Source organism: Pseudomonas sp. B21-035, assembly GCF_024748945.1.
Taxonomy (GTDB): Bacteria; Pseudomonadota; Gammaproteobacteria; order Pseudomonadales; family Pseudomonadaceae; genus Aquipseudomonas.
The window spans coordinates 1,001,050-1,023,962 of record NZ_CP087179.1 but is presented as its reverse complement, the minus strand read 5'-3'; the positions used below and the strand labels follow the sequence as shown (position 1 = coordinate 1,023,962).

General features: G+C 61.6%; 17 protein-coding genes. 8 read left to right on the top strand and 9 right to left on the bottom strand.

The genetic code is table 11. From position 1 onward, the window contains the following. The first annotated feature begins 35 nt into the window (after window positions 1-35). Window positions 36-3,473: a M35 family metallopeptidase gene (locus LOY22_RS04630; RefSeq protein ID WP_258596543.1), complete on the top strand. Its 3,438-nt coding sequence runs from the start codon at window positions 36-38 to the stop codon at window positions 3,471-3,473. 42 nt (window positions 3,474-3,515) lie between these two features. On the opposite strand, the gene LOY22_RS04625 is transcribed toward LOY22_RS04630, so the two are convergent. The 3 genes from LOY22_RS04625 to LOY22_RS04615 form a co-directional block, all read right to left on the bottom strand. After that, window positions 3,516-5,099: a peptide chain release factor 3 gene (locus tag LOY22_RS04625; RefSeq protein WP_093388118.1), complete on the bottom strand. Its 1,584-nt coding sequence runs from the start codon at window positions 5,097-5,099 to the stop codon at window positions 3,516-3,518. A gap of 105 nt (window positions 5,100-5,204) precedes the next feature. Continuing rightward, the gene (locus LOY22_RS04620; RefSeq protein ID WP_093388115.1) at window positions 5,205-5,534 is read right to left on the bottom strand and encodes an XRE family transcriptional regulator; all 330 of its coding nucleotides are present in this window, start codon (window positions 5,532-5,534) and stop codon (window positions 5,205-5,207) included. Continuing rightward, the gene (locus tag LOY22_RS04615) at window positions 5,518-5,916 is read right to left on the bottom strand and encodes a type II toxin-antitoxin system RelE/ParE family toxin (RefSeq protein WP_256326784.1); all 399 of its coding nucleotides are present in this window, start codon (window positions 5,914-5,916) and stop codon (window positions 5,518-5,520) included. The genes LOY22_RS04620 and LOY22_RS04615 overlap by 17 nt, the downstream gene beginning before the upstream one ends. 380 nt (window positions 5,917-6,296) lie before the next feature. Between LOY22_RS04615 and LOY22_RS04610 the strand changes: the two genes are divergently transcribed. From LOY22_RS04610 to LOY22_RS04595, 4 genes are read left to right on the top strand one after another with little or no spacing between them, the layout of a single operon-like run. Next, window positions 6,297-7,010 (top strand): ABC transporter permease, encoded by a 714-nt coding sequence (locus LOY22_RS04610; protein ID WP_045196256.1) that lies wholly within the window; start codon window positions 6,297-6,299, stop codon window positions 7,008-7,010. Window positions 7,011-7,024: 14 nt separating this feature from the next. Next, the gene (locus LOY22_RS04605; RefSeq protein WP_045196254.1) at window positions 7,025-7,933 is read left to right on the top strand and encodes a glycine betaine ABC transporter substrate-binding protein; all 909 of its coding nucleotides are present in this window, start codon (window positions 7,025-7,027) and stop codon (window positions 7,931-7,933) included. A gap of 1 nt (window position 7,934) precedes the next feature. Further along, complete coding sequence (locus LOY22_RS04600; protein ID WP_045196252.1) at window positions 7,935-8,582, top strand: ABC transporter permease; 648 nt, start codon at window positions 7,935-7,937, stop codon at window positions 8,580-8,582. After that, window positions 8,579-9,733 carry a betaine/proline/choline family ABC transporter ATP-binding protein gene (locus tag LOY22_RS04595; protein ID WP_195885715.1) on the top strand — a complete coding sequence of 385 codons (1,155 nt, stop codon included), beginning with the start codon at window positions 8,579-8,581 and terminating at the stop codon, window positions 9,731-9,733. Before LOY22_RS04600 ends, LOY22_RS04595 begins: the two co-directional genes overlap by 4 nt. A 44-nt stretch (window positions 9,734-9,777) precedes the next feature. On the opposite strand, the gene LOY22_RS04590 is transcribed toward LOY22_RS04595, so the two are convergent. The 3 genes from LOY22_RS04590 to LOY22_RS04580 form a co-directional block, all read right to left on the bottom strand. Continuing rightward, window positions 9,778-12,216, bottom strand: coding sequence for a TonB-dependent receptor (locus LOY22_RS04590; protein WP_045196248.1), 2,439 nt, complete (start codon window positions 12,214-12,216; stop codon window positions 9,778-9,780). A gap of 108 nt (window positions 12,217-12,324) precedes the next feature. After that, entirely contained in the window at window positions 12,325-13,299 is a 975-nt protein-coding gene (locus tag LOY22_RS04585) for a FecR family protein (RefSeq protein WP_258596538.1), read from the bottom strand. A gap of 17 nt (window positions 13,300-13,316) precedes the next feature. Continuing rightward, window positions 13,317-13,805 carry an RNA polymerase sigma factor gene (locus tag LOY22_RS04580; RefSeq protein ID WP_258596536.1) on the bottom strand — a complete coding sequence of 163 codons (489 nt, stop codon included), beginning with the start codon at window positions 13,803-13,805 and terminating at the stop codon, window positions 13,317-13,319. A 648-nt stretch (window positions 13,806-14,453) separates the two neighbouring features. Here LOY22_RS04580 and LOY22_RS04575 point away from each other — a divergent pair. After that, entirely contained in the window at window positions 14,454-15,617 is a 1,164-nt protein-coding gene (locus tag LOY22_RS04575; protein WP_036993923.1) for a type III PLP-dependent enzyme, read from the top strand. Window positions 15,618-15,700: 83 nt separating this feature from the next. Here the strand turns inward: LOY22_RS04575 and LOY22_RS04570 are convergent, their stop codons facing one another. The 3 genes from LOY22_RS04570 to LOY22_RS04560 are packed head-to-tail and all read right to left on the bottom strand — an operon-like array spanning window position 15,701 to window position 17,734. Then, window positions 15,701-16,261 (bottom strand): hypothetical protein, encoded by a 561-nt coding sequence (locus LOY22_RS04570; protein ID WP_258596534.1) that lies wholly within the window; start codon window positions 16,259-16,261, stop codon window positions 15,701-15,703. 30 nt (window positions 16,262-16,291) lie between these two features. Continuing rightward, window positions 16,292-17,050 carry a tetratricopeptide repeat protein gene (locus LOY22_RS04565; protein ID WP_258596532.1) on the bottom strand — a complete coding sequence of 253 codons (759 nt, stop codon included), beginning with the start codon at window positions 17,048-17,050 and terminating at the stop codon, window positions 16,292-16,294. Between the two features lie 3 nt (window positions 17,051-17,053). After that, complete coding sequence (locus LOY22_RS04560; protein WP_195885710.1) at window positions 17,054-17,734, bottom strand: Fe2+-dependent dioxygenase; 681 nt, start codon at window positions 17,732-17,734, stop codon at window positions 17,054-17,056. Between the two features lie 216 nt (window positions 17,735-17,950). On the opposite strand from LOY22_RS04560, the gene LOY22_RS04555 reads away from it, so the two are divergent. Continuing rightward, window positions 17,951-20,242: a TonB-dependent siderophore receptor gene (locus LOY22_RS04555; RefSeq protein ID WP_045196234.1), complete on the top strand. Its 2,292-nt coding sequence runs from the start codon at window positions 17,951-17,953 to the stop codon at window positions 20,240-20,242. Between the two features lie 104 nt (window positions 20,243-20,346). After that, window positions 20,347-22,902, top strand: a complete 2,556-nt coding sequence (locus LOY22_RS04550) for a sulfite reductase flavoprotein subunit alpha (RefSeq protein ID WP_258596529.1) — start codon at window positions 20,347-20,349, stop codon at window positions 22,900-22,902. Window positions 22,903-22,913 lie beyond the last annotated feature (11 nt).

Below are 22,913 nucleotides of genomic sequence, written 5' to 3'. Positions count from 1 at the left end.
GGCCCCCGGCTGCCTTGTACCGCCGGGACACTTTCATGCCGTTGGCCAACCTGCCCTACTTTCATCCTGATGCCCTGCGCGCAGGTTATCTGCGTCACCTCGAGCACCTCGACGCCAGGCAACCGCTGAGCGCCGCGCAACGACAATCCCTGCAACGACTGGGCGACGACCCGGCGCTGCGCGTCGACCGCCTGGATGCGGTGACTGGCGATGGCCAGGCCATAGCCCTGGACACCACCTTTCTGCTCAGCCGCGCCGACTGGCCCGAAGTGTTCATCTACAACCCCGACATCGGCCTGCAACGCTTTGCCGATCGGCGCCAGGCCAAGCAGACGCTGCTGGGCCTGCAGGATAATTCTGCGCTGATGGCAACAGTGCTGCGTTACGCACCACAGGCGCAACAGCAGTTACTGCAGCGCCAACCTGCTGTGGATTTTCAGGTCAATCTGCTGGCTGCGCCGCTGTTCGACAGCCTGATGTTGACGATCAATGATCGCCTTGCCGACCAGGCCGCCCCCCTGCACACCCAGCAAGCAGCGCCCTCGACCGCCACATTGCAGCAACTTGCCCGCACCCTCGGCAACGCCAGCCTGGATGCGCAATCGATGCAAACCCAGGTCGGACAATTGGCCCAGGAGTACCAGGCCATGCTTGCCCAGCGCCCGAGCCTCAGCTCAGTCACCCGGGCACTGCTCAAGCACGAACTGTCCAGCTTTCTGCACAAAGCCCCTCCCCTGCACGCCATCAGCGTGCAACCGGAGGGCCGCAGTACTCCGGTCCTGTCGCTGCTCGAACTGATCTGGCACCCCACCGATAACAGCCAATGGCGTGCCAGCGCCACCACCGCGACTGAACTGCCGACCCCCTTGCCGTTGCTCCCGCCGGCCTTGCTCGGCCATAGCGCCAGACGCTTGCGCCAGCACCTTCGCGGGCAACTGCAAGCAGTATTGATGCGCGACGGGCAACTGAGCCAAGACTACCAGAAGCAACTGCTGGCCCTGCTCAGCACGCTGGCCGAACGCCTGGGCGTTGCCTTTGCGCCTGCTGCGCTGCCCTCTCGGCGGTCGCGGATTCTGGCCCTGTACGACCGGGCCATCGCTGCACGCCTGCCGGGCAACGTGGTCAAGGCCTTCAACCGCTATATCAGCGAAACCGATGCCATTGGCGCAGCCCTGCGCGACCTGCAGGATCGCGCCAGGGCAGAGGCTGTTGCAGCCCATGCACCCGAGTGGCTGCGCCAGGCCTCGGTAGAAGATCAACATGCCTACTTGCGCGTGTTGGCCAGCAACCTGCTGGGCGCAAACGATGATTACCTGTTCGATATCCCCGAAATCGACACCTATGCCCGCGAACAACTGCAGCAGCGCCTGGACCAGGATTTCGGCCCCGGCCACTACCGGCCTGAAGATATCCAGGTCACCACCAACCGCTGGATCACTGCGCCGCCACTGCCCGGGGAAATCCCCTTGTCACTGCCGGCCAGCTACGTGCGCCATCGCCAGTCCCTGGTTGACTATGCGCTCGATCATTACCGCGACTGGGACAACGCAATCACCCTGGTGACCGACCAGAAGGGTGAGCTGCTGCCACCCACCTTGCGCAGCCAGTATGTTCGCAAGGTGGCCAAGGCGCTGGATATTGGCGGCCACTACCAGCGCCTGCTGCAGCAGAAATTCGCCGAACACGACCCCGACTATGCCCGGCGCCTGGCAACCTTCTGCCGGCAACTGCCCGGGCAAATGCTCGAAGCGGCCTGGCGTGCCCGCCTCAAGGGCGAACTCGATGGCGCAGCGCTACAGACGGTTACCCAGGTACTGGAACTGCCAGAAAACCGCACACAGCACATGACACCACTGCTGTTGGTGGCCGATAGCGGGCTTGAACCGGACCAGGTGCCTGGCCTGTACCTGATCGGCAATCAGCAGGCGGGCCCGCTGGTGCTGTACAGCCCTTACGACAGCCGCCAGGCCTATCGGCAATTTGCCGATAGCCGCGACCTGCTGAAAAAGATCAGGACCACGCCAGCGTTGCAGGCCTTGCTGCTCGTGCGTATGCCAGCGCAGATGCGCAAACGCTATGGGCGCGGCGGCTTTGAAGAGCCACACCTGCCATTTAGTGTGGAATCGGATTTCGACCTGCCGTTTTCCCGCCCCGGCCCCATCACCCTGGCCTGGCGTCCGATCGCGGGCAACCTGTTCAAGCAACTGTTCGTGGATAACGCCCAGATGCTCCAGGACATGGCCCACGCCCAATTGGTGACCCTCGAAGAGGCGCGCTGGCAAACCTTGAAGAACCTGCTCGGCCAGCTGTGGTTGCAAGCCAGCCTGTTTCTGCCGGGCAGGCTGGGCACGCTGCTGGGTATTTTCCAGACCGAAACCAGTGTGCTGCAAACCCTGGAAAAAGCCGACCGCAGCAACTGGAGCCAGTCACTGGCCGAACTCTGCGCGGCGCTGGTGCAGGGCCTGCTGGTTGGCAAAGACGCCGTCGGGGTCGAATCGCTGGAGAAGTTCTGGAAAAATCAGGAGAGCAGCCCGGCGCCCGAACGCCCGCAACCGGTCGAAGCCGGCGGTGTGCTGAGCGACCTCAGCGGCCGCCATACCCGTCGGGTCGTCTCCCGGGAACAGATCGCGATACTCGCAGTTGGCATGCCACAGATCCAGCGCGTAAACCCTTATCGCGGCAACCTGATCCGCGAAGCGCACGATACTGCAGTAACCTACCTGGTGAACTGCCACTTCAACATCAGCCGCACCACAGCCCGCCAGCTACCCCTGCAAACGGCCAGGGTCCTCAGGGACTTCTTCAACGTCGCGGATGTATCCGACACACTTCTGCTGCAAGTCAGCAGGCCGATAGAAAAACTGCTGACGCTGCTGTTGTCGCGTAATTACTCACCCGCCCATTCGACTCGCTATGTCATGGGCAGCAGAGTCGGTGCGCCTATCGATGCCAGCGCCTTCGTCAACCCGGCCGACCGCAGCCGGCAGATCTTTCTGCTCGACGCCTTCTTCGACAACCCGACCATCAACCAGTTGCCGCTACAACGCCGATACGCCCAGCCGGCAGCCGCCAACCTCACCCGCGCCTTTACCTTGCTGCATGAACTGTCTCACCTGGCCTGCCAGACCCGCGACATCACCTACACCCTGGGTGTTGCCCCGTACGCCGACTGGCTGATCCCCGGCCCCGAGCGCGCCTGGCTGGAACGCGCCCACGAAAGCGGCTTCAGCGCCATGACGCCGATGAACAAGTTGTTCACGTTGTACGATGAAGACACTGGCAGGCTGCGCGACTTGCGTCGCAGCGATCGCAAAGGCAAGAAACTGATCCTGAAGATCACCGGCGCGCAGGATCTGCAGCAAGCTCGTCAGGTGTTCCTGAGTGACAGCGAAAAACGCGCGCAGATCATGCTGTTCAATGCCGACAGCCTGGCATTGCTGATCTACCGGTTGGGCGCAGAAATGCACCCTTGAAAGGAGGCGACCCCGCCACCCAGAAGCGGCGGGGTCGGGCAATCAATGATGCTCGCGGGTAGCGCGGAACTTCACATCCGGCCAGCGCTCTTCCATCAGCGCCAGGTTGACCCGGGTCGGGGCCAGGTAGGTCAGGTGACCACCGCCGTCGATGGCCAGGTTCTCCACGGCCTTGTTCTTGAATTCCTCAAGCTTCTTCTTGTCCTCGCAGCTGATCCAGCGCGCCGACCAGACGGTGATCGGCTCGTAGGCACACTCGACCTTGTACTCTTCCTTCAGGCGGCTGGCGACCACATCGAACTGCAGCACACCGACGGCGCCGAGGATGATGTCGTTGCTGCGCTCGGGGAAGAACACCTGGGTCGCGCCTTCTTCGGCCAGCTGCTGCAGGCCCTGGCGCAGTTGCTTGGACTTGAGCGGGTCTTTCAGGCGCACGCGGCGGAACAGCTCCGGGGCGAAGTGCGGAATACCGGTGAAGCCCAGGGCCTCGCCTTCGGTGAAGGTGTCACCGATCTGGATCGTGCCGTGGTTGTGCAAGCCAATGATGTCGCCGGCCCAGGCCTCTTCCAGTTGCTCACGCTCGGAGGAGAAGAAGGTCAGCGCATCGCCGATACGCAGGTCCTTGCCGGTGCGCACATGGCGCATCTTCATGCCTTTTTCGTAACGGCCGGAGCAGATACGCATGAAGGCGATACGGTCGCGGTGCTTGGGGTCCATGTTCGCCTGGATCTTGAACACGAAACCGCTGAACTTCTCTTCGGTCGGCTCGACAGCGCGCTCGTTGGCCTCGCGCGGCAGCGGGCGTGGCGCCCAGTCGACGACGGCATCGAGCACATGGTCGACACCGAAGTTGCCCAGCGCGGTACCGAAGAACACAGGGGTCAGCTCGCCGCGCATGAACTCGTCCTGGTCGAATTCGTGGCAGGCGCCCTGTACCAGCTCCAGCTGCTCGAGGAAGCGCTCGTATTCGTCGCCCAGGTGGGTACGGGCTTCATCGGAGTCGAGCTTCTCGATGATCTTCACCTCGGTGCGCTCGTGGCCATGGCCCGGGGTGTAGACAATGATGTAGTCGCCGGCCAGGTGATACACGCCCTTGAAGTCGCGGTAGCAACCGATCGGCCAGGTGATCGGCGCCGCCTTGATCTTCAATACCGCTTCGATTTCGTCGAGCAGTTCGATCGGGTCGCGGATGTCACGGTCGAGTTTGTTGATGAAGCTGACGATCGGCGTGTCGCGCAGCCGGCAGACGTCCATCAGGGCGATGGTCCGCGGCTCGACGCCCTTACCGCCGTCGAGCACCATCAGCGCCGAGTCGACGGCGGTCAGGGTGCGGTAGGTATCTTCCGAGAAGTCTTCGTGGCCCGGGGTGTCGAGCAGGTTGATCATGTGCTCGCGATAGGGGAACTGCATCACCGAGGTGGTGATGGAGATACCACGCTGCTTCTCCATTTCCATCCAGTCGGAGGTGGCATGGCGGTCGGACTTTCGCGATTTCACCGTACCGGCAACGGCAATCGCCTTGCCCATCAGCAACAGCTTCTCGGTGATGGTGGTCTTACCCGCATCGGGGTGGGAAATAATGGCGAAGGTGCGGCGTTTCGCGACTTCGGCGGCCTGGTTGGTCATGGGAAATCGCCTGGCAGGTGATTCAAAAAGGGCCAGTATCATACCCGAAGTCGAACGGGGACCAAAGCCTGAGGCCTCCGCCTGTCGCGCGAAACGAAGTGTAGGCTACTTGTGTCCAGGCAAATTTTCAGTGAAGCCCTCAAGAGTGACAGGCCCGCGGTCTGGCATGTGTGCAACCAGCTCGAGTGTTCCACCCATTGCCTCGACATAGCTACGCAGAGTCGAGATCAACATATCGCTACGTTTTTCAATCTTGGAAATATTCGCCTGACCTACCTCCAGCCGCTTGGACATTCCTTCCTGAGTCAACTCCAGCTGTTTGCGCAACGCCTGCAGGGTCATTTCCTCGCGGATCAACTCACGCCCGCGTTGTTCGACACGCGCCCTTCGTTCGGGCGCAAGGCTGTTGATGACATCATCAAGTGTTTTGGACATGCTCCTCACCTCCTGACAGATACCTGTCGAAGCGCTCATCGGCGCGCCGAATCAAATTTCGATAAAACCGTTTCTGGCTGACTCCAGCCTTGTCACCCGCAACCAGGATAACGGCGCGACGCTTGGGATCGAATGCAAAAGCCACCCGCCAGACGCCATTCATAGCTTCAAACCGCAACTCCTTCATATTGGGGTGTCGAGATCCGTTCAATGTATCCACTCGCGGACGCCCAAGGGCTGGTCCACAGCTTTCCAGCAACCTAAGCTGGCCGAGCAATTCGTCCTGAACCTTTTCATGCAGACCCTCGAAATCAGCAAGAAACTCAGCACAGAACCCAATTGACCATGGCAATAAAATACCTCCAGAGGAATATTCCCTCAAGCGACTATCATGAACTTTTCCACTGCAATGCTGAGCTTCATGACAGACGGCTGGATAGCAGACGTATCACTGGTGCCAGGGAGGAAATGACCGGTTTTCTGGTGCGAAGCGCCTCGCGTCTCAGGGATTAACGCTGGCCAAATGCCGCTTCAGATGGGAACCTTTACGGCTGTGGAGGCGTCCACTGCCCTGATACGCAATCGGTCATGACCGTTCGTCAGGGTTGGTTTCACCGGCACTACGAGCCTGACGAGGCTTCGCTTATGGCGTGTTCCGCTCCGTTTCCGGACAACGCGCTGCTTATCGCGATCACACTGCCTGCCGCCTGGAATGGTGGCCGCCACGGGAGTGTGTTCGCCGACAACAAAAGGAGTCCGCCTGTGGCTAAAAGCTATGGCAAGGGGCTGATGGGATGTGCCTTCGTGCTCGTCATCCTGGCCCTGCTGATCCACTGGATCGGCATCGATACGATCGCGCACTACCGCGCCGATCTGTGGTTCTACCTGCAAGCGCACCTGATGCTGGTGTTGCTGTCGATGGTGGCGGCGTTAGCCGTGGGCATACCCGCCGGGATTGCCTTGAGTCGACCGCACCGGGTCGACCGCGCCGAACGCTTCATGCAGTTTTTCAACATTGGTAACACCATTCCCCCTCTGGCCGTTCTGGCCATTGCCCTGAGTTTCCTGGGCATTGGCGCCGGTCCCGCGATCTTCGCGCTGTTCCTCGCTTCCCTCCTGCCAATCGTGCGCAACACTTACGAAGGCCTGAAAAACGTACCCGCCTCGCTCAAGGAAGCCGCCACCGGCATCGGCATGACCCCGGGCCAGACCCTCTGGCGTGTCGAGTTGCCCAACGCCGTGCCGATCATCGTCGGCGGTGTGCGGGTGGCCCTGGCGATCAACGTCGGTACCGCACCGCTGTCGTTCCTGATCGGCGCCAACAGCCTGGGCAGCCTGATTTTTCCCGGCATTGCCCTGAACAATCAGCCGCAACTGCTGCTTGGCGCTGCCTGCACCGCCCTGCTCGCCCTGCTGCTCGACGCCCTGGTGGCGCAGTCCAGCCGCCGTTGGCTTGAACGCGGCCTGGCCCACTAAGCGAAGGAACTGTCATGAAAAGAATCGCCTTGTTGTTGGGCGCGGCCCTGCTGTTCGCAGGATTTGCCCAGGCCGCGAACAAACCTGTGATCCGCCTCGGTGCGCGGGTCTTCACCGAGCAGACGGTACTGGCTGAAATCACCGCCCAGTACCTCAACCAGCATGGTTTTGACGTGCGCATCACCGGCGGCCTGGGCAGCAACCTGGCCCGCAGCGCCCACGAAACCGGGCAGCTGGACATGGTCTGGGAATACACCGGCGTCTCGCTGGTGTCCTACAACCATATCGACGAACGCATGCCCAGCGCAGCGGCCACCTACGCCAGGGTCAAGGAGCTGGATGCGCAAAAAGACCTGATCTGGCTGACACCGTCGAAGTTCAGCAACACCTACGCCCTGGCGCTGCCGCGCAAGGTTGCCGACCAGTACCCGCAGGTCAACAGCATCAGTGAGCTGAACCAGGTGCTGCGCGACGAGAAGGACCGCACCCACGTGGTGGCCCTGGACACCGAGTTCGCCAACCGCCCCGACGGCCTGGTGGGCCTGACCGAAACCTACGACCTGCAACTGACCCGCCGCGACATCCGCCAGATGGACGCCGGCCTGGTCTACACCGCGCTGCGCAACGGCCAGGTGTTCAGTGGCCTGGTGTACACCACCGACGGGCGCCTGAGCGCCTTCGACCTCAAGCTGCTGGAAGACGACAAGCACTACTTCCCCGACTACACCGCAGCCCCGGTAGTGCGCAAGGCCGTGCTCGACGCCAACCCGCAACTGGCCAGCCTGCTCAAACCGCTGGCCGAGCAGCTCGACGACGAGACCATGCGCCAGCTCAACGCCAAGGTCGATGTCGAACACCAGAGCCCGGGCAAAGTCGCCGCCGAGTACCTGCGCCAGCATCCACCTGCACAGGAGCAGCCATAACATGCTCGATACCTTTACCCACCTCGACTGGGCCCAGGTACTGCACCTGACCTGGCAGCACATCACCCTGGTCGGCATCGCCGTCAGCCTGGCGATTGTCTTCGGCGTACCGCTGGGCATCCTCATGACCCGCTTCCCGGCCCTCGCCGGCCCCCTGCAGGCCAGCGCCACGGTGCTGCTGACCATCCCATCGATCGCCCTGTTCGGCCTGTTGCTGCCGTTCTATTCCAAGTTCGGCCAGGGCCTGGGGCCGCTGCCGGCGATCACCGCGGTGTTCCTCTATTCGCTGTTGCCGATCCTGCGCAACACCTACCTGGCCCTGACCAATGTCGAACCGGGTATTCGTGAAGCCGCCCGCGGCATCGGCATGACCTTCGGCCAGCGCCTGCGCATGGTCGAGCTGCCCATCGCCGTACCGGTAATCCTTGCCGGCGTGCGCACCGCCGTGGTGATGAACATCGGCGTCATGACCATCGCCGCGACCATCGGCGCCGGTGGCCTGGGCGTGCTCATCCTCACCTCCATCAGCCGCAGCGACATGTCGATGCTGCTGGTCGGCGCCGTGCTGGTGAGCCTCCTGGCCATCTTCGCCGACCTGCTGCTGCAAGCCCTGCAACGCTCCCTGACTCCAAAAGGACTGCGCCCATGATCGAACTTCAGAACCTCAGCAAGACCTTCCACGCCAACGGCAAAGACGTCAAAGCCGTCGACTCGGTCAGCCTGACCGTCAACGAAGGCGAGATCTGCGTGTTCCTCGGCCCCTCCGGTTGCGGCAAGAGCACCACGCTGAAAATGATCAACCGCTTGATTGCGCCGACCTCGGGCAAGGTGCTGATCAACGGCGAAGACACCACCGGCCTTGATGAAGTGACCCTGCGCCGGCGCATCGGCTACGTGATCCAGCAGATCGGTCTGTTCCCCAACATGACCATCGAGGAGAACATCACCGTGGTCCCGCGCCTGCTCGGCTGGGACAAGCAAAAATGCCACGAGCGCGCCCGCGAGTTGATGAGCATGATCAAGCTCGAGCCCAAGCAATACCTGCAACGCTACCCGCGTGAGTTGTCCGGTGGCCAGCAACAGCGTATCGGCGTGATCCGCGCCCTGGCCGCCGAAGCGCCCTTGCTGCTGATGGACGAGCCGTTCGGTGCGGTCGACCCGATCAACCGCGAGATGATCCAGAACGAGTTCTTCGAGATGCAGCGGGCGCTGAACAAGACCGTGATCATGGTCAGCCACGACATCGACGAGGCGATCAAGCTGGGTGACAAGATTGCGATCTTCCGCGCCGGCAAGCTGATCCAGATCGACCACCCGGACACCCTGCTGGCGCACCCTGCCGACGACTTCGTCAGCAACTTCGTTGGCCAGGACAGCACCCTCAAGCGCCTGTTGCTGGTGCGTGCCGAAGACGCCGCCGACAACGCGCCGTCGGTCAGCCCGGAAACGCCAGTGGCCGACGCCCTGGAGCTGATGGACGAACATGATCGCCGCTACGTGGTGGTCACCGATGGGCAGAACAAGGCCATGGGTTACGTGCGTCGTCGCGACCTGCATCGCCAGCAAGGCAGCTGCGTTGATTTTCTGCGCACCTTCAACGCCACCGCCTCGCACGATGAGCACCTGCGCATCCTGCTGTCACGGATGTACGAGTTCAATCGCTCATGGTTGCCGGTGCTGGACGCCGAGCAGGTGTTCCTCGGCGAAGTGACCCAGGAATCGATCGCCGCTTACCTGAGTTCGGGGCGGTCGCGGGGGGGCAAGACCAGCATTGTGTCGCCGGCTGAAGCGGTCGCGTAACGCTGAAAAGCATCGCGCGACCCGACTTGCCCCGGGATCAGGACTCAGAAACCTACACTGGCCTGCACATAGAAGGTGCGCGGCTCGCCCAGGTAGATCCCCGAGTTGTTGTCGCTGGAGCGGGTGTAGTACTGCTTGTCGAAGATGTTCTTCACCCCGGCCGCGAGCTTGAGGTTCGACAGCTCCTTGCCGAAATCATAACCACCGCGCGCCGCCCAGGTCACGTAACCAGGAATGTCGCCGTACTGGCCATCGGCACTCGGTTCGGTGATGTAGTTGCCGTTGAAGCTGCCGTCGGCATTCATGCCGGTGCCCGGTGCGCGTTGTTTCGATTGAGCGTAGGCATCGAGGTTCCAGGTCCAGCGATTGATCTCATAGCGCAGCCCGGCATTGACGATTTGCCGCGAATAAAACGGCAGGTCACGGCCCTTGAAGCCAGGGATCTCGCCTTCATAGGTGGCCCGGGTATAGGTGAACCCGGCATTGGCACTCAGGCCCTGCAGACGCGGGTCGAGCCCCGACAGGTCGTAGTGCATGGAGGCTTCGATACCCTGGTGCTTGGTGGCGCCTAGGTTGGTCCAGCCGATGTCGTTGCTGATGTACTGCAACTCGTCATCGAAGTCGATGTAGAACGCGGTCAGCTCACCACCCCAGGTACCGTTGTTGTAGCGGGTGCCGACTTCATAGGTCTTGGCTTTCTCGGCCTGCAGGCCGTTGGCGGTCTGGTCGCCACTGCCACCCTGGCCGAGCTGGAAGTACTGCAGGCTGCCGAACGAGGTCTCGTAGTTGGCGAACAGCTTCCATTCATCCGACAGGTGATACATCACGCTCAGCGCCGGTAGCGGCTCGTTGCTGGTCACGCTGCGGTTCTTTTCCTGCACCGGCACGCCGTTGGTACCACGCACCGGGCGCTCATGCCAGTCGGTGTTGATGTGCTCGAAACGGATCCCCGGGGTGATGGTCCAGTTGCCGACATCGATCTTGTCATCGATGTAGTAGGCGCTGGCTTCAGTGCCACCGGTGCGGTCCTGGAAGACATGGCCGTCGGAGCCCGGGGTCACGGTCGGGACATTGTTGATCAGCGCCAGGCGGGTCGACTGTTCGTGCATCGCTTCTTTCAGGTAGCGGTAACCAACGCTGACTTCCTGAGTGGTCGGGCCTGCGAAGAAGATCCGCGACAGCCGCGGCTCGATGGCGAAGGTGTGGTAGCTGCGCGGGTACGACGACAGGGTCTTCTGGTCACGGGCAGCGATGCTGCTGCCGCGGAAGCTGTCGGTGTAGTAGGTCTGCACTTCGAACTGGGTGACGTCGTCGATCTGGCGCAGGTACTTGAACGACACGTCCTTGCGCCGGCCGCTGAAGGTGTCGTAGTCGCGGTCGGACTGGTACGGATCATCGTCGAACTGGGCCTGGGTCAGGCCGCCGGGCATGTCGGCCTTGGCGTCGTAGTAATGAAAGTTGAGCCAGAATTCGTCACTGTCGGTCACCGCCCAATGGGTCTTGAGCAACACGTCATCGATATCGTTGTCGTTGTTGCTGCTGCGATAACCGTTGCCGTTGACCCCGGAGTACAGCAGCGCCGCACCCAGGCCATTGTCGGCAGTGCCGCCGAGGAAGGCCGATTCGATGTGCTTCCAGCCGCCATGGCGGGAGGTTTCCATCGTCGTCGACAGCTCGCCGGTGGCTTTCTCGGGAATGGCCCGGGTGACGAAGTTGATCACCCCGCCGACGTTCTGCGGGCCGTAGCGCACGGACCCAGCACCGCGCACCACGTCGATGCTGTCGAGGTTGCCGGACGAGATCGGCGCCATTGACAGTTGTGGCTGGCCGTAAGGCGCAAAGGCTGCCGGGATGCCATCGATCAATACCGTGGAGCGTGGCGACAGTCGTGAGGTCAGGCCGCGCACACCAACGTTCAGGGCGATGTCGCTGCCGCCGGTACCGTTGGAGTCCTGCACCTGCACACCCGGCACGCCGCGCAGCACATCGCGTACGTTCAAGGCGCCCTGCTCGATCATCGCCTCGCGGCGCACCACGGTACGCGCACCGGGATGGTTGTGGACCACGGTTTCTTCGGCGCTGCCCAGCCAGTCACCGACGACTTTGACGTCGGTGGGTGCCAGCTCGAGGCTGCCGGTGGTCAGGGTGCCGGCGCTTTGCGCCGGGTGCAGGACCACGGTGCCCTGAGAAATTTCATAAGTCAGGCCGCTGCCCTCAAGCAACGCCCGCAGCGCCTCTTCCGGTTGCAGGTTGCCGGAGACCGCTGGTGCCTGCTTGCCGGCCACCAGCTCGGGGCTGAAGAACAGTTGCAGCGACGTCTGCTGGCCCAGTTGGCTCAAGGCCGAAGCCAGCGGTTGGGCCTGGATCTGGATGCTGGCTGGTGCCGGGGCGGCATAAGTGCTGGCGATACCGCCACTGACAGCCAGTGCCAGGGCCAGGGGCAACCAGCGGGAAGAACGCGGGGAAACGTTGTTGTTGTTCACGTCGTCGAGAGGTCCTGAGGGTCCATATAAATGTCAATGCCATGCAAATGGAAATGCTTGGCAGTTGCAGTTGGCCAGGAAGACGAACAACTGGAAAAAAACCTGAATTTATTTTGCGATTATTTCGCGGGAGCCGTCGGCATGGGCCTTGATCGCCACCGGCAGGATGCTCGGCAGCGCCCGCAGCAAGGCGTCGGTGTCGTCGGCGTTGAAGGTACTGCTCAGGCGCAGCGCGGCAATTTTGCCGGGGGCGACACGCAGGGGCTGCTCGCGGTAGCGCGAGACTTCCTTGACCACCTCGCTGAGCGGCGCGTCGTTGAACACCAGCTTGCCCTTGCGCCAGGCGGTCACAGCTGCGGTATCTACCGCATAGGGTGCCGCCACCTGGCCGCGAGCATCGATATGCGCCCCCAGGCCTGCGCTCAGCAAAGCCTTGGAAGCATCGCGACCTTCAACCCGCACCGAGCCGTTTTCGACCGCCACACGGGTTTGCTCCGGGTCCTGGCGCACATCGAAACGAGTGCCGGTCACGGTTACCGTGCCGTTGTCGGTGCTGACCACAAAGGGCCGCGCGCTGTCGTGGGCGACGCTGAACATCACCTCGCCCTGGCGCAACTGGATATGCCGCTGACCGGCGCTGAATTGCACGACCAGTTGCGTACGACCGTTGACCTCCAGCTGTGAGCCATCCGGCAGGTCGAGTTGGCGCCGCTCGCCCAGGGCGGTTTGCAGCTGGCCCTGGTAATTAAGTTGATGCTGCTGCCAGCCAAACCAGCCCAACCCCAGCGCCAGGGTCGCGATGCCGGCCGCCAGCGCCTGGCGAATAAAGCGTCGACGCGGCAACTGGCTGACCGGATCGGCCTGGCACAGCGCTTCGAGACGCGCACGCGGCACCTGCCCGGCTGCGCCCCAGAGCGTGCCCAGCAGATCGAATTCAGCTTGATGCTGCGAGTGCTCGGCCAGCCAGCGCTGCAACTCGCCCTGTTGCGCCGGCGCCAGCGCGCCATCGCGGCTGCGGGCAAACCACTGGGCTGCCTGCTCGCGCACGGTCTCGTTGCCGCACGGGCACGCCTGCTGATTCATGAAAACATTCGCCTGACTCATCTCGTCGACACATCCAGGTGCTCACGCAGATGCCGGAGCGTGCGGATCATATACTTTTCGACCATGTTCTTGGTCAAGCCCATGCGCTCGGCGATCTCGGCCTGGGTCAGGCCTTCGAGCTTCTGCCAGATGAACACCCGCCGGCAGTTGAGCGGCAGTTCGGCCAAGGCCCGTTCGACGCTGTCGGCCAGCTCCACGGCATTCATGTAGGCCTCAGGATCGCCGCTGGAGTCGATGCCCGGCTCGAACGCGTCCTGCTCCAGGGCCTGGCGGCGGTCTTCACGGCGGTAACCGTCCACGGCAATGTTGCGTGCGGTCTGGTGCAAATAGGCGCGCGGTTGTTCGACCCCCGCCTGGTCATTTTCCAGTACCCGCACAAACGCATCATGCGCCAGGTCCTCGGCCTGCTGACGACTGCGCAATTTGCGCGTCCAGGTGCCGATCAGCTCATGGTAGTGGTCGAGAAAGCCTTTGTGTCGCGACACGATGCACAGCTCTTCGCAGGCGATGAGGAATGGCGCGAATAGTAATGTTTCTTATTAAGGCCGGCAATCGAAGATCACCACTGCCGACGAAGCGTTCGAGCGGAAAAAAAATCACGAAAATGTGTGTAGATAATCGGCTGCCAGAGCGGAAAAAAATATGAACGGCCAGCCTTCGATTCATGGTTACGCCGTCACCTCATTGCCCGCCAAACTTACCGCCTTTTCCCGTACTTTCGCCACCAACTTTGACTATTGCATCCATTTGCGTGTTCTACGATAGATCCCGGCGTATACCGGTATTTTTAACGCTTTTGTCATCAAATTGAACATCTACTGTTTACCTGGGTCGGTTAGAAAGTGGCTGGCCAACCCGGGGCGACGGACGTGTGCAAAAACGCGACATTTTTTGTTGATCTTGAGCCCCTCAGGTCCTAAAGTTCGCGCCGAACGTCCATGCTGGAAACGATCCATCCGGCTCAAGTACTGACGACGAGACAGCAAGGTCACCCGTAGCTCGCTTCATCACGCACGGTTGACCTTTTTGCTTTCGGCGACATGCCTTGGGAAGTAGGCGAACCAAAGTGGGGATACGGAGGACGTTCAGTTGCAGCCACTTATTTTTTCAGTTTGCCCATGGAGTCCCTAAGCATGTCGATTCAGGTCGAAGACTACTTCGCGCGCGATACCTTCCAGAAAATGAAGGCCTTCGCCGACAAGCAAGAAACCCCGTTCGTGCTCATCGACACGCAGATGATCAGCCAGGCCTACGACGACCTGCGCGCCGGTTTCGAATTCGCCAAGGTCTACTACGCGGTCAAGGCCAACCCGGCCGTTGAGATCATCGACCTGCTCAAGGAAAAAGGCTCGAGCTTCGACATCGCCTCGATCTACGAGCTGGACAAAGTGATGGGCCGCGGTGTCAGCGCCGATCGCATCAGCTACGGCAACACCATCAAGAAGTCCAAGGACATCCGCTACTTCTACGAGAAGGGCGTGCGCCTGTACGCCACCGACTCCGAAGCCGACCTGCGCAACATCGCCAAGGCCGCCCCGGGCTCGAAAGTCTACGTACGCATCCTCACCGAAGGCTCGACCACCGCCGACTGGCCACTGTCGCGCAAGTTCGGCTGCCAGACCGACATGGCCATGGACCTGTTGATCCTCGCCCGCGACCTGGGCCTGGTGCCTTACGGCGTGTCGTTCCATGTGGGCTCGCAACAGCGCGACATCAGCGTCTGGGATGCAGCCATCGCCAAAGTGAAGGTGATCTTCGAGCGCCTGAAAGAAGAAGACGGCATCGAGCTCAAGCTGATCAACATGGGTGGCGGCTTCCCGGCCAACTACATCACCCGCACCAACAGCCTGGAAACCTACGCCGAGGAAATCATCCGCTTCCTCAAGGAAGACTTCGGTGACGACCTGCCAGAAATCATCCTCGAGCCAGGCCGTTCGCTGATCGCCAACGCCGGCATCCTGGTCAGTGAAGTAGTGCTGGTGGCGCGTAAATCGCGTACCGCCGTCGAGCGCTGGGTGTACACCGATGTCGGCAAGTTCTCCGGCCTGATCGAAACCATGGACGAGTCGATCAAGTTCCCGATCTGGACCGAGAAGAAAGGCGAGATGGAAGAAGTAGTGATCGCCGGCCCCACCTGCGACAGCGCCGACATCATGTACGAGCACTACAAATACGGCCTGCCGCTGAACCTGGCCATCGGCGACCGCCTGTACTGGCTGTCGACCGGCGCCTACACCACCAGCTACAGCGCGGTGGAGTTCAACGGCTTCCCGCCGCTGAAAGCCTACTACCTGTAACACAAAAAACCGGGGGCATCATTGCCCCCGGGCTCCCCTGGTCATCATCTGCGTGATCGGGGTTATCAATGCGTGAGCACGGTCTACAGGACTTCCTTAATCCTGACCGCGAAGCTCAATGGCGCACCTTCATATGCATTCAAATACCTGTCGCCATCCCGATTCCTGTCGTAGCTCTTTATCTCGTGACCCTCATAGTCACGCAGGATGAAGTGGCGTTCTTGCTGACCGTACCACTCTGCGTGCGGCTGAACTTTCCAGAAGAAGGTAATTTCGTTTTTACCGTACAAGCCGAGATAGCCCCCACTACTTCTGCCCAGCTTCTTCCCCAGGTAACCATCGACCCTGGATGCGCAGGTAATGTCGTAATGAATCCGGTCACCTTGATCTTCAACGAACTGAAAACGAAAATCGATCGGCCGTACCCGCAGCCCATGCCCCACTATCTGTAGCCAGCCACTTTCTGCAAAATCAAACTCGCTACGTTGTGCACTGATGCCAACCTGTCCTGAACGGCCGGCTTTGGTTGAATACAGGGTAGCGATAAACGATTTATCAACAAGATCCACCATTCTCAAGTCCTTTAAAATATCGGGCAGGCACATTGAGCTTGGGCGTTCCGTCGTGAGCAGGGCAGGCTGCATTGATTCCCTGGAAAGTCGTCGAAGGCTTTGCTAAGGGTGAAGTTGCATGAACGTCAGCCGTTGCTCATAGGCTTGCAGGACAGGCAGCAAGCGCTCATCCTGAACCTGCCGCAGGGTGCAGACGCTACTGCGCAGGAAATTCAGATTGCCGCCTCGCAGCGCGGTGTCGAACCAGGCTAATGCTGCATCAAGCTGATTGCTCTCGACCAACACCGTGGCATAGCTGAATTGCCCGCGAAAATCACCTGCCTCGGCAGAGCGGCGATACCATTCTTGCGCCTGGCCAACGTCCCGCTCACAGGCCAGCCCCTGCTCCAGATAACGCCCATAAAGGTTCATCGACTTGGCATGGCCCAGGTGTGCGGCCTGTCGATAGCAGAGCAATGCCAAGGGATGGTTCTGAGCCACCCCACGGCCAGTAGCCAGCAAGTTGGCGTAGTTGTACAGGCCCCAGTCCAGCCCCATTTCAGCAGCCTGACAATAGGCCCTGGCCGCAGCCGACACATCAGCCTGCCCTCCCCAGCCATGCTCCTGGCAGCGCCCGAGCATGTTGTGCGCCATAGCGCTGCCACGGCTGGCGGCAATCGCGAACCAGCGCCGGGCCAGAACCGGGTCTTGCTCGATGCCGCGACCGTCAAGAAGGATCTGCCCAAGCAGCACCTGCGCCTCGACAATGTCCTGCCCGGCTGCAGCCAGCAGTGCCTGGGCCGCCTTGGCCGGGCTGTGTTCGAGCATCTGGGCGAACTGTTCGCTGTCCAGCTCCTGGCGATTGCGCAAGGCGAAGGTCATGGCTCAGACCTCGACCCAGCGGCGCAACAGGTTGTGGTAGGTGCCGGTCAACTGGATCAGCGCCGGGTGATCCGGCACGTCGGCGCCCAGTTGCTGGATGGCGTTATCCATCTCGTACAGCAGCGCGCGCTGGCTGTCTTCGCGCACCAGGCTCTGGGTCCAGAAGAACGCCGCGTAACGCGCGCCGCGGGTCACCGGGTTGACCTTGTGCAGGCTGGTGCCCGGATACAGCACCAGGTCCCCTGCCGCCAGCTTCACCTGCTGTACGCCAAAAGTATCCTGAATCACCAGCTCACCACCGTCGTAGTCCTCGGGATTGCTCAAAAACAGTGTCGAGGACAGATCGGTGCGCACCCGCTCGTGGCTTCCACGGGGCTGGCGCAGGGCGTTGTCGATATGAAAGCCAAAATTGCCGCCTTCGCGATAGCAGTTGATCAGCGGCGGGAACACCTTGTGCGGCAAAGCCGCCGACATGAATTGCGGGTGCTGCCACAGGCGTTCGATCAGCGCCGTACCGATTTCCTTGGCCAGTGGATGGCCTTCGGGCAGCTGCAGGTTGTGCTTGGCCTTGGCCGACTGGTAGCCCGCGGTAATCTTGCCATCGGCCCATTCAGTCTGCTCCAGCGCCTGGCGAATACGCTGGACCTCCTCGGTGGAAAACAGGCCGGAAATATGTAGCAGCATGGCGCGGGCACCTGAAGGTGAAAGACGTCAATGGTATTGATTCCCATTGACTCTCTACAAGCCCTTTCGGCAGGTGGGACGTTTCAGCACGGAAAAACCGCCAGTCACCAATTGTAAAGATTGTAAATTCCACACAAATAGCAATTCTTCTCAATTGTTACTCATATTTGTTTACATTATATTTCGCGGCCTAAAAACCTGGGGAAGGGGACCACCATGCCGCGTCACTACGTGCCAACCGCTGTCAGTTCACCACGCTTGCTCACCTGCGCCATTGGTGTAGCGCTCACCGCGACCTCCGCCGGGCACCTGGCATTTGCCGCCGATGCCGAGCCTGCCAAGGACGGTGCCATCGCCCTGGATGCCACCAGCGTCACCGGCCAGGCCGAAACCGCCAGCACTGACTACAAGGTCGAACGCGCGTCTTCGCAGAAGTACACCGCGCCGCTGGTAGATATTCCGCGCACAGTGACGGTGGTCCCCCAGCAAGTGATCAAGGACACCAACGCCCTTAACCTGCAGGACGCCCTGCGTACCGTGCCGGGCATCACCATGGGTGCCGGCGAAGGTGGCAACCCGTCCGGCGACCGTCCGTTCATTCGCGGTTTCGACTCGCAGAGCTCGATGTACCTGGATGGCGTTCGCGACACCGGCTCGCAAACCCGGGAAATCTTCGCCATCGAATCGGTCGAAGTGGCCAAGGGCCCCAACTCGGCCATCGGTGGCCGCGGCGCAGCAGGCGGCACCATCAACCTGGTGAGCAAGCGCGCGCACTTGGGCAACTCCACCGATGGTGCCTTCACCTGGGGATCGGACCAGACCAAACGCTACACCTTCGATGGCAACTATCAGTTCCTCGACACCGCCGCGTTCCGCCTTAACCTGATGAGCCACGAAAGCAACGTCGCCGGCCGCGACGAGGTCAACTACGACCGTTGGGGCGTGGCACCGTCGCTGGTCTTCGGCCTGGGTACCGACACCCGCCTGAGCCTGGACTACTACCACATGGAGAGCGATGACCTGCCTGACTCGGGCATCCCCTACAGCCTGAAATCCGGCAGCTCCGCCAACCGCACTTCGGCCAACCCGGACAAACCGACCGATGGCGGTGACAGCGACAACTTCTATGGCCTGGTCGGCCGCGACTTCTACAAGAGCCGCGCCGACATCACCACCATCGCCCTCGAGCACGACCTGAGCGATGCGCTGACGATCAAGAACACCCTGCGCCATGGCAACACCCTGCAGGACTACATCTTTAGCCAGCCGGACGACAGCAAGGGCAACATCCTCAACGGTGAAGTCTGGCGCCGTCCGAACAACCGCGTGGCCAACACCCGCACCACCACCAACCAGACCGACCTGTTCGGCGAGGTCTACATCGGCGGCTTCAAGAACAACTTCTCGACCGGTATCGAACTGAGCCGCGAAGCCTCGGTCAAGACCGGCTACAACGTCACCGGCTTTGCCTCGGGCAACTGCAGCAGCGCCACCGGACAGATCTCCGGAGTCTGCACCTCGTTCACCGATCCGAACCCGAACGAAGCCTGGGATGGCACCGTTAGCCGCACTCTGGCTGGCGCCGATACCACCAGCAACACCCGCGCCATCTACCTGACCGACACCCTGGAACTGGACCCGGCCTGGTTGCTGACCATGGGCCTGCGTTACGACCACTTCGATACCAAGGCCAAAACCAAAATCGCCAGCGGCGCAACCAGCTTCAAGACCGAAGACACCAGCGAGTTCGTCACCGGCCAGCTGGGCCTGACCTGGAAGCCGGCCGAGAATGGTAGCGTGTACATTTCCTACGCGACTTCGGCGACCCCCGCCGGTGCATCGCTCGGTGAAGGCAGCGACGGCAATCCATTGCTGACCGCCACCACCACCAGTGACCTGAAGCCGGAAGAAACCACCAACTACGAAATCGGCACCAAGTGGAACCTGCTGGACGAACGCCTGGCCCTCACCGCAGCAATCTTCCGTACCGAAAAAGAGAACGCTCGTGTTCTGGTCAGCACCAACACTTACGAGAACGTCGGCAAGAGCCGGGTTGACGGTCTGGAACTGACCGCCACCGGCAAGCTGACCAACGACTGGCAGGTCTTCGCCGGCTACACCTACATGGATGCCAAGCTGATCGATGGGGGCAAGCAGAACGTCGGCGGCGTGTTTGTCGACAGCCCGAACAACGACAACCAGATGCCCAACACGCCGAACAACAGCCTGACCTTGTGGACTACCTACAACGTCACGCCGAAACTGACCGTCGGCGGCGGTGCCTTCTACGTCGATGACGTGTTCGGCAACGTCAACAACACCGTGATGGTCGATTCCTACTGGCGTTACGACGCTATGGCCAGCTACAAGCTGACCAAGAACGTCGACCTGCAGTTGAACGTACAAAACCTCACCAACGAGGTGTACTACGACAAAGCCTACGCTGCCCACTACGCCAACCAGGCCGCCGGGCGAACTGCCCTGCTGACCACCAGCTTCCACTTCTGAGTGAGCTGACTGGCAAGCCCCGTTCATTTAGGTGAACGGGGCTTTTGTGTATCAAGGCATAATGTGCGTCGCATTCGCATTTGCGACACGACAAGGTGATTGATGTGGTGAAGAAATCCCTGTTTCAACTGCACTGGTTCTTCGGTATTACCGCAGGCCTGGTGCTGGCACTGATGGGCATTACCGGTGCCATCTGGTCGTTCCAGGATGAGCTGCTGGAGCTGTTCAACCCTGATGTGCTCACCGTCGAAGTACGCCAGGAAGGCGTGCTGCCAATGCCCGAGCTGGTGCGCAGGATCGAGGCCGAACAGGGTGACAAGGTCGCCATGCTCTGGGTCCAGGCCGACAACGACAAGGCGGCGCGGGTCTTCTTCACCCCTCCCCCGGGCGAACGCCGGGGCTTGATGCGCTATGCCGACCCTTACACCGGCAAGCTGCAGGGCGACGTCGCCGGCCAGGGCTTTTTCGACCTGATGCTGCAACTGCACCGTTTTCTGGCCATGGGCGACACCGGCCGGCAGATCACCGGCGCCTGTACCTTGATGCTGATTTTCTTCTGCCTGTCCGGCCTGTATCTGCGCTGGCCGCGCAAGGCGCTGAATTGGCGGACCTGGCTGACCCTGGACTGGGCCAAGAAAGGCCGCGCCTTCAACTGGGACCTGCACGCCGTGGCCGGTACCTGGTGCCTGCTGTTCTACCTGCTGTTTGCCCTCACCGGTCTGTTCTGGAGCTACGAGTGGTACCGCGAAGGCCTGAACAAGCTGCTCGCCGACAGCCCGGCCGCTGGCCAGCAACACAAGCGCGGCGAAGGCCGCGGCGGACGTCCTGGTGGTGGCGCAGGTAAAGACGCCAAGCCGCTGGTGGTCGACTACGACGCCGTCTGGGCCAGCCTGCAAGCTGCCGCCGGCCCCGGTATGAGCAGCTACAACCTGCGCCTGCCGCCAGCTGGCGGGCAACCGGCGATGATCTTTTATCTGCTTGAAGGCGCCGAACACGAGCGCGCCCTCAACACCCTCAACCTGGACCCGGCCACAGGCCAGGTGAAGAGCAACGAGCGCTATGCCGACAAGTCGTTCAAGGCGCAACTGCTGGCCAGCGTCTACGCCCTGCACGTGGGCAGCTACTTTGGCCTGACCGGGCGCATTGTGGTGACCATCGCCAGTCTGACCATGCCGCTGTTCTTCGTCACCGGCTGGCTGTTGTACCTCGATCGCCGCCGTAAAAAGCGCCAGGTGCGTGCCGCGCGAGGTAACTTCGCGCCGTTGAACGGGCAGGACCACGGCTGGCTGGTGGGCTTTGCCAGCCAGAGCGGCTTTGCCGAGCAACTGGCTTGGCAAAGCGCCGGGCAACTGCAGGCTGCCGGCGTCGCGGTACAGGTCCGCCCCCTGGCTGAGCTGACCGAACGGGACCTCAACCAGGCTCGGCAAGCGCTGTTCGTCGTCAGTACCTTCGGCGACGGCGAAGCCCCCGACAGCGCTCGCGCTTTCGAGCGCAAGGTGCTTGGACAGCCTTGGGCGCTGGGCAACCTCAACTATGCCCTGCTGGCCCTGGGCGACCGCCAGTACCCGCACTTCTGCGGCTTTGCCCGGCGCTTGCAGGCCTGGCTCGGCGAACGCGGCGCCACCAGCGCCTTCGCCCCGGTTGAAGTCGACAGCGCTGACCCTGCGGCCCTGCAACACTGGCAACAACAGCTCGCACAACTGACTGGCAGCACGCCACCAGCGGCCTGGCAGGCACCCGAATTTGCCAACTGGACCTTGATCAGTCGCGAACTGATGAACCCGGGCAGTCAGGGTTCGGCGGTGTATCTGCTCGGCCTCAGGCCTGAGCAACCTGCGCAGTGGGAAGCTGGAGACCTGGTGGAGATCCTGCCGCGTAACAGTGCCCACAGTCTTGAGCAGTTTCTCAAGGGCCTGGGGCTTGATGGCGAAACACCCGTGCAGGTCGATGGCCTGCAAGAGAGCCTGTTGCAAGCCCTGGCCAGCCGGCAGTTGCCCAAGAGTCGTGAGCACCTGGTCGGCCTGCATGCGCAAGCATTGGTCGATGCATTGATCCCGCTGGCAGCACGGGAATACTCGATTGCCTCGATCGCCAGTGACGGCGTGCTGGAGCTGATCGTACGCCAGGAACGCCACCCTGACGGCAGCCTCGGCCTGGGTTCAGGCTGGCTGACCGAGCATCTGTCTGTGGATAACAGTGTCAGCCTGCGCCTGCGCCGCAACAGTGGTTTCCACCTGCCGGCGCCGGCCACGCCGATGATCCTGATCGGCAACGGAACCGGGCTAGCCGGGCTGCGCAGCCTGCTCAAGGGCCGCATTGTGGCCGGCGAGCGCAGCAACTGGCTGCTGTTCGGTGAACGCAACCAGGCCTATGACTTCCTCTGTGGGGATGAACTGCAAGGCTGGCAGCGCAGCGGCGATCTGGCCCGGCTGGAGCTGGCCTTTTCCCGCGATCAGAGCCACAAGGTCTACGTGCAGGACCGCTTGCGCGAGCAGGCGACAGAACTGCGACGCTGGCTCGACCAGGGTGCATCGATCTATATCTGCGGCAGTTTGCAGGGCATGGCCAGTGGCGTTGATGAGGTACTTAACGAGGTGCTCGGGGCTGTCGAGGTTGAGCGGTTGATCGAGCTGGGGCGGTATCGGCGGGATGTGTACTAAGCCTTGAGGGC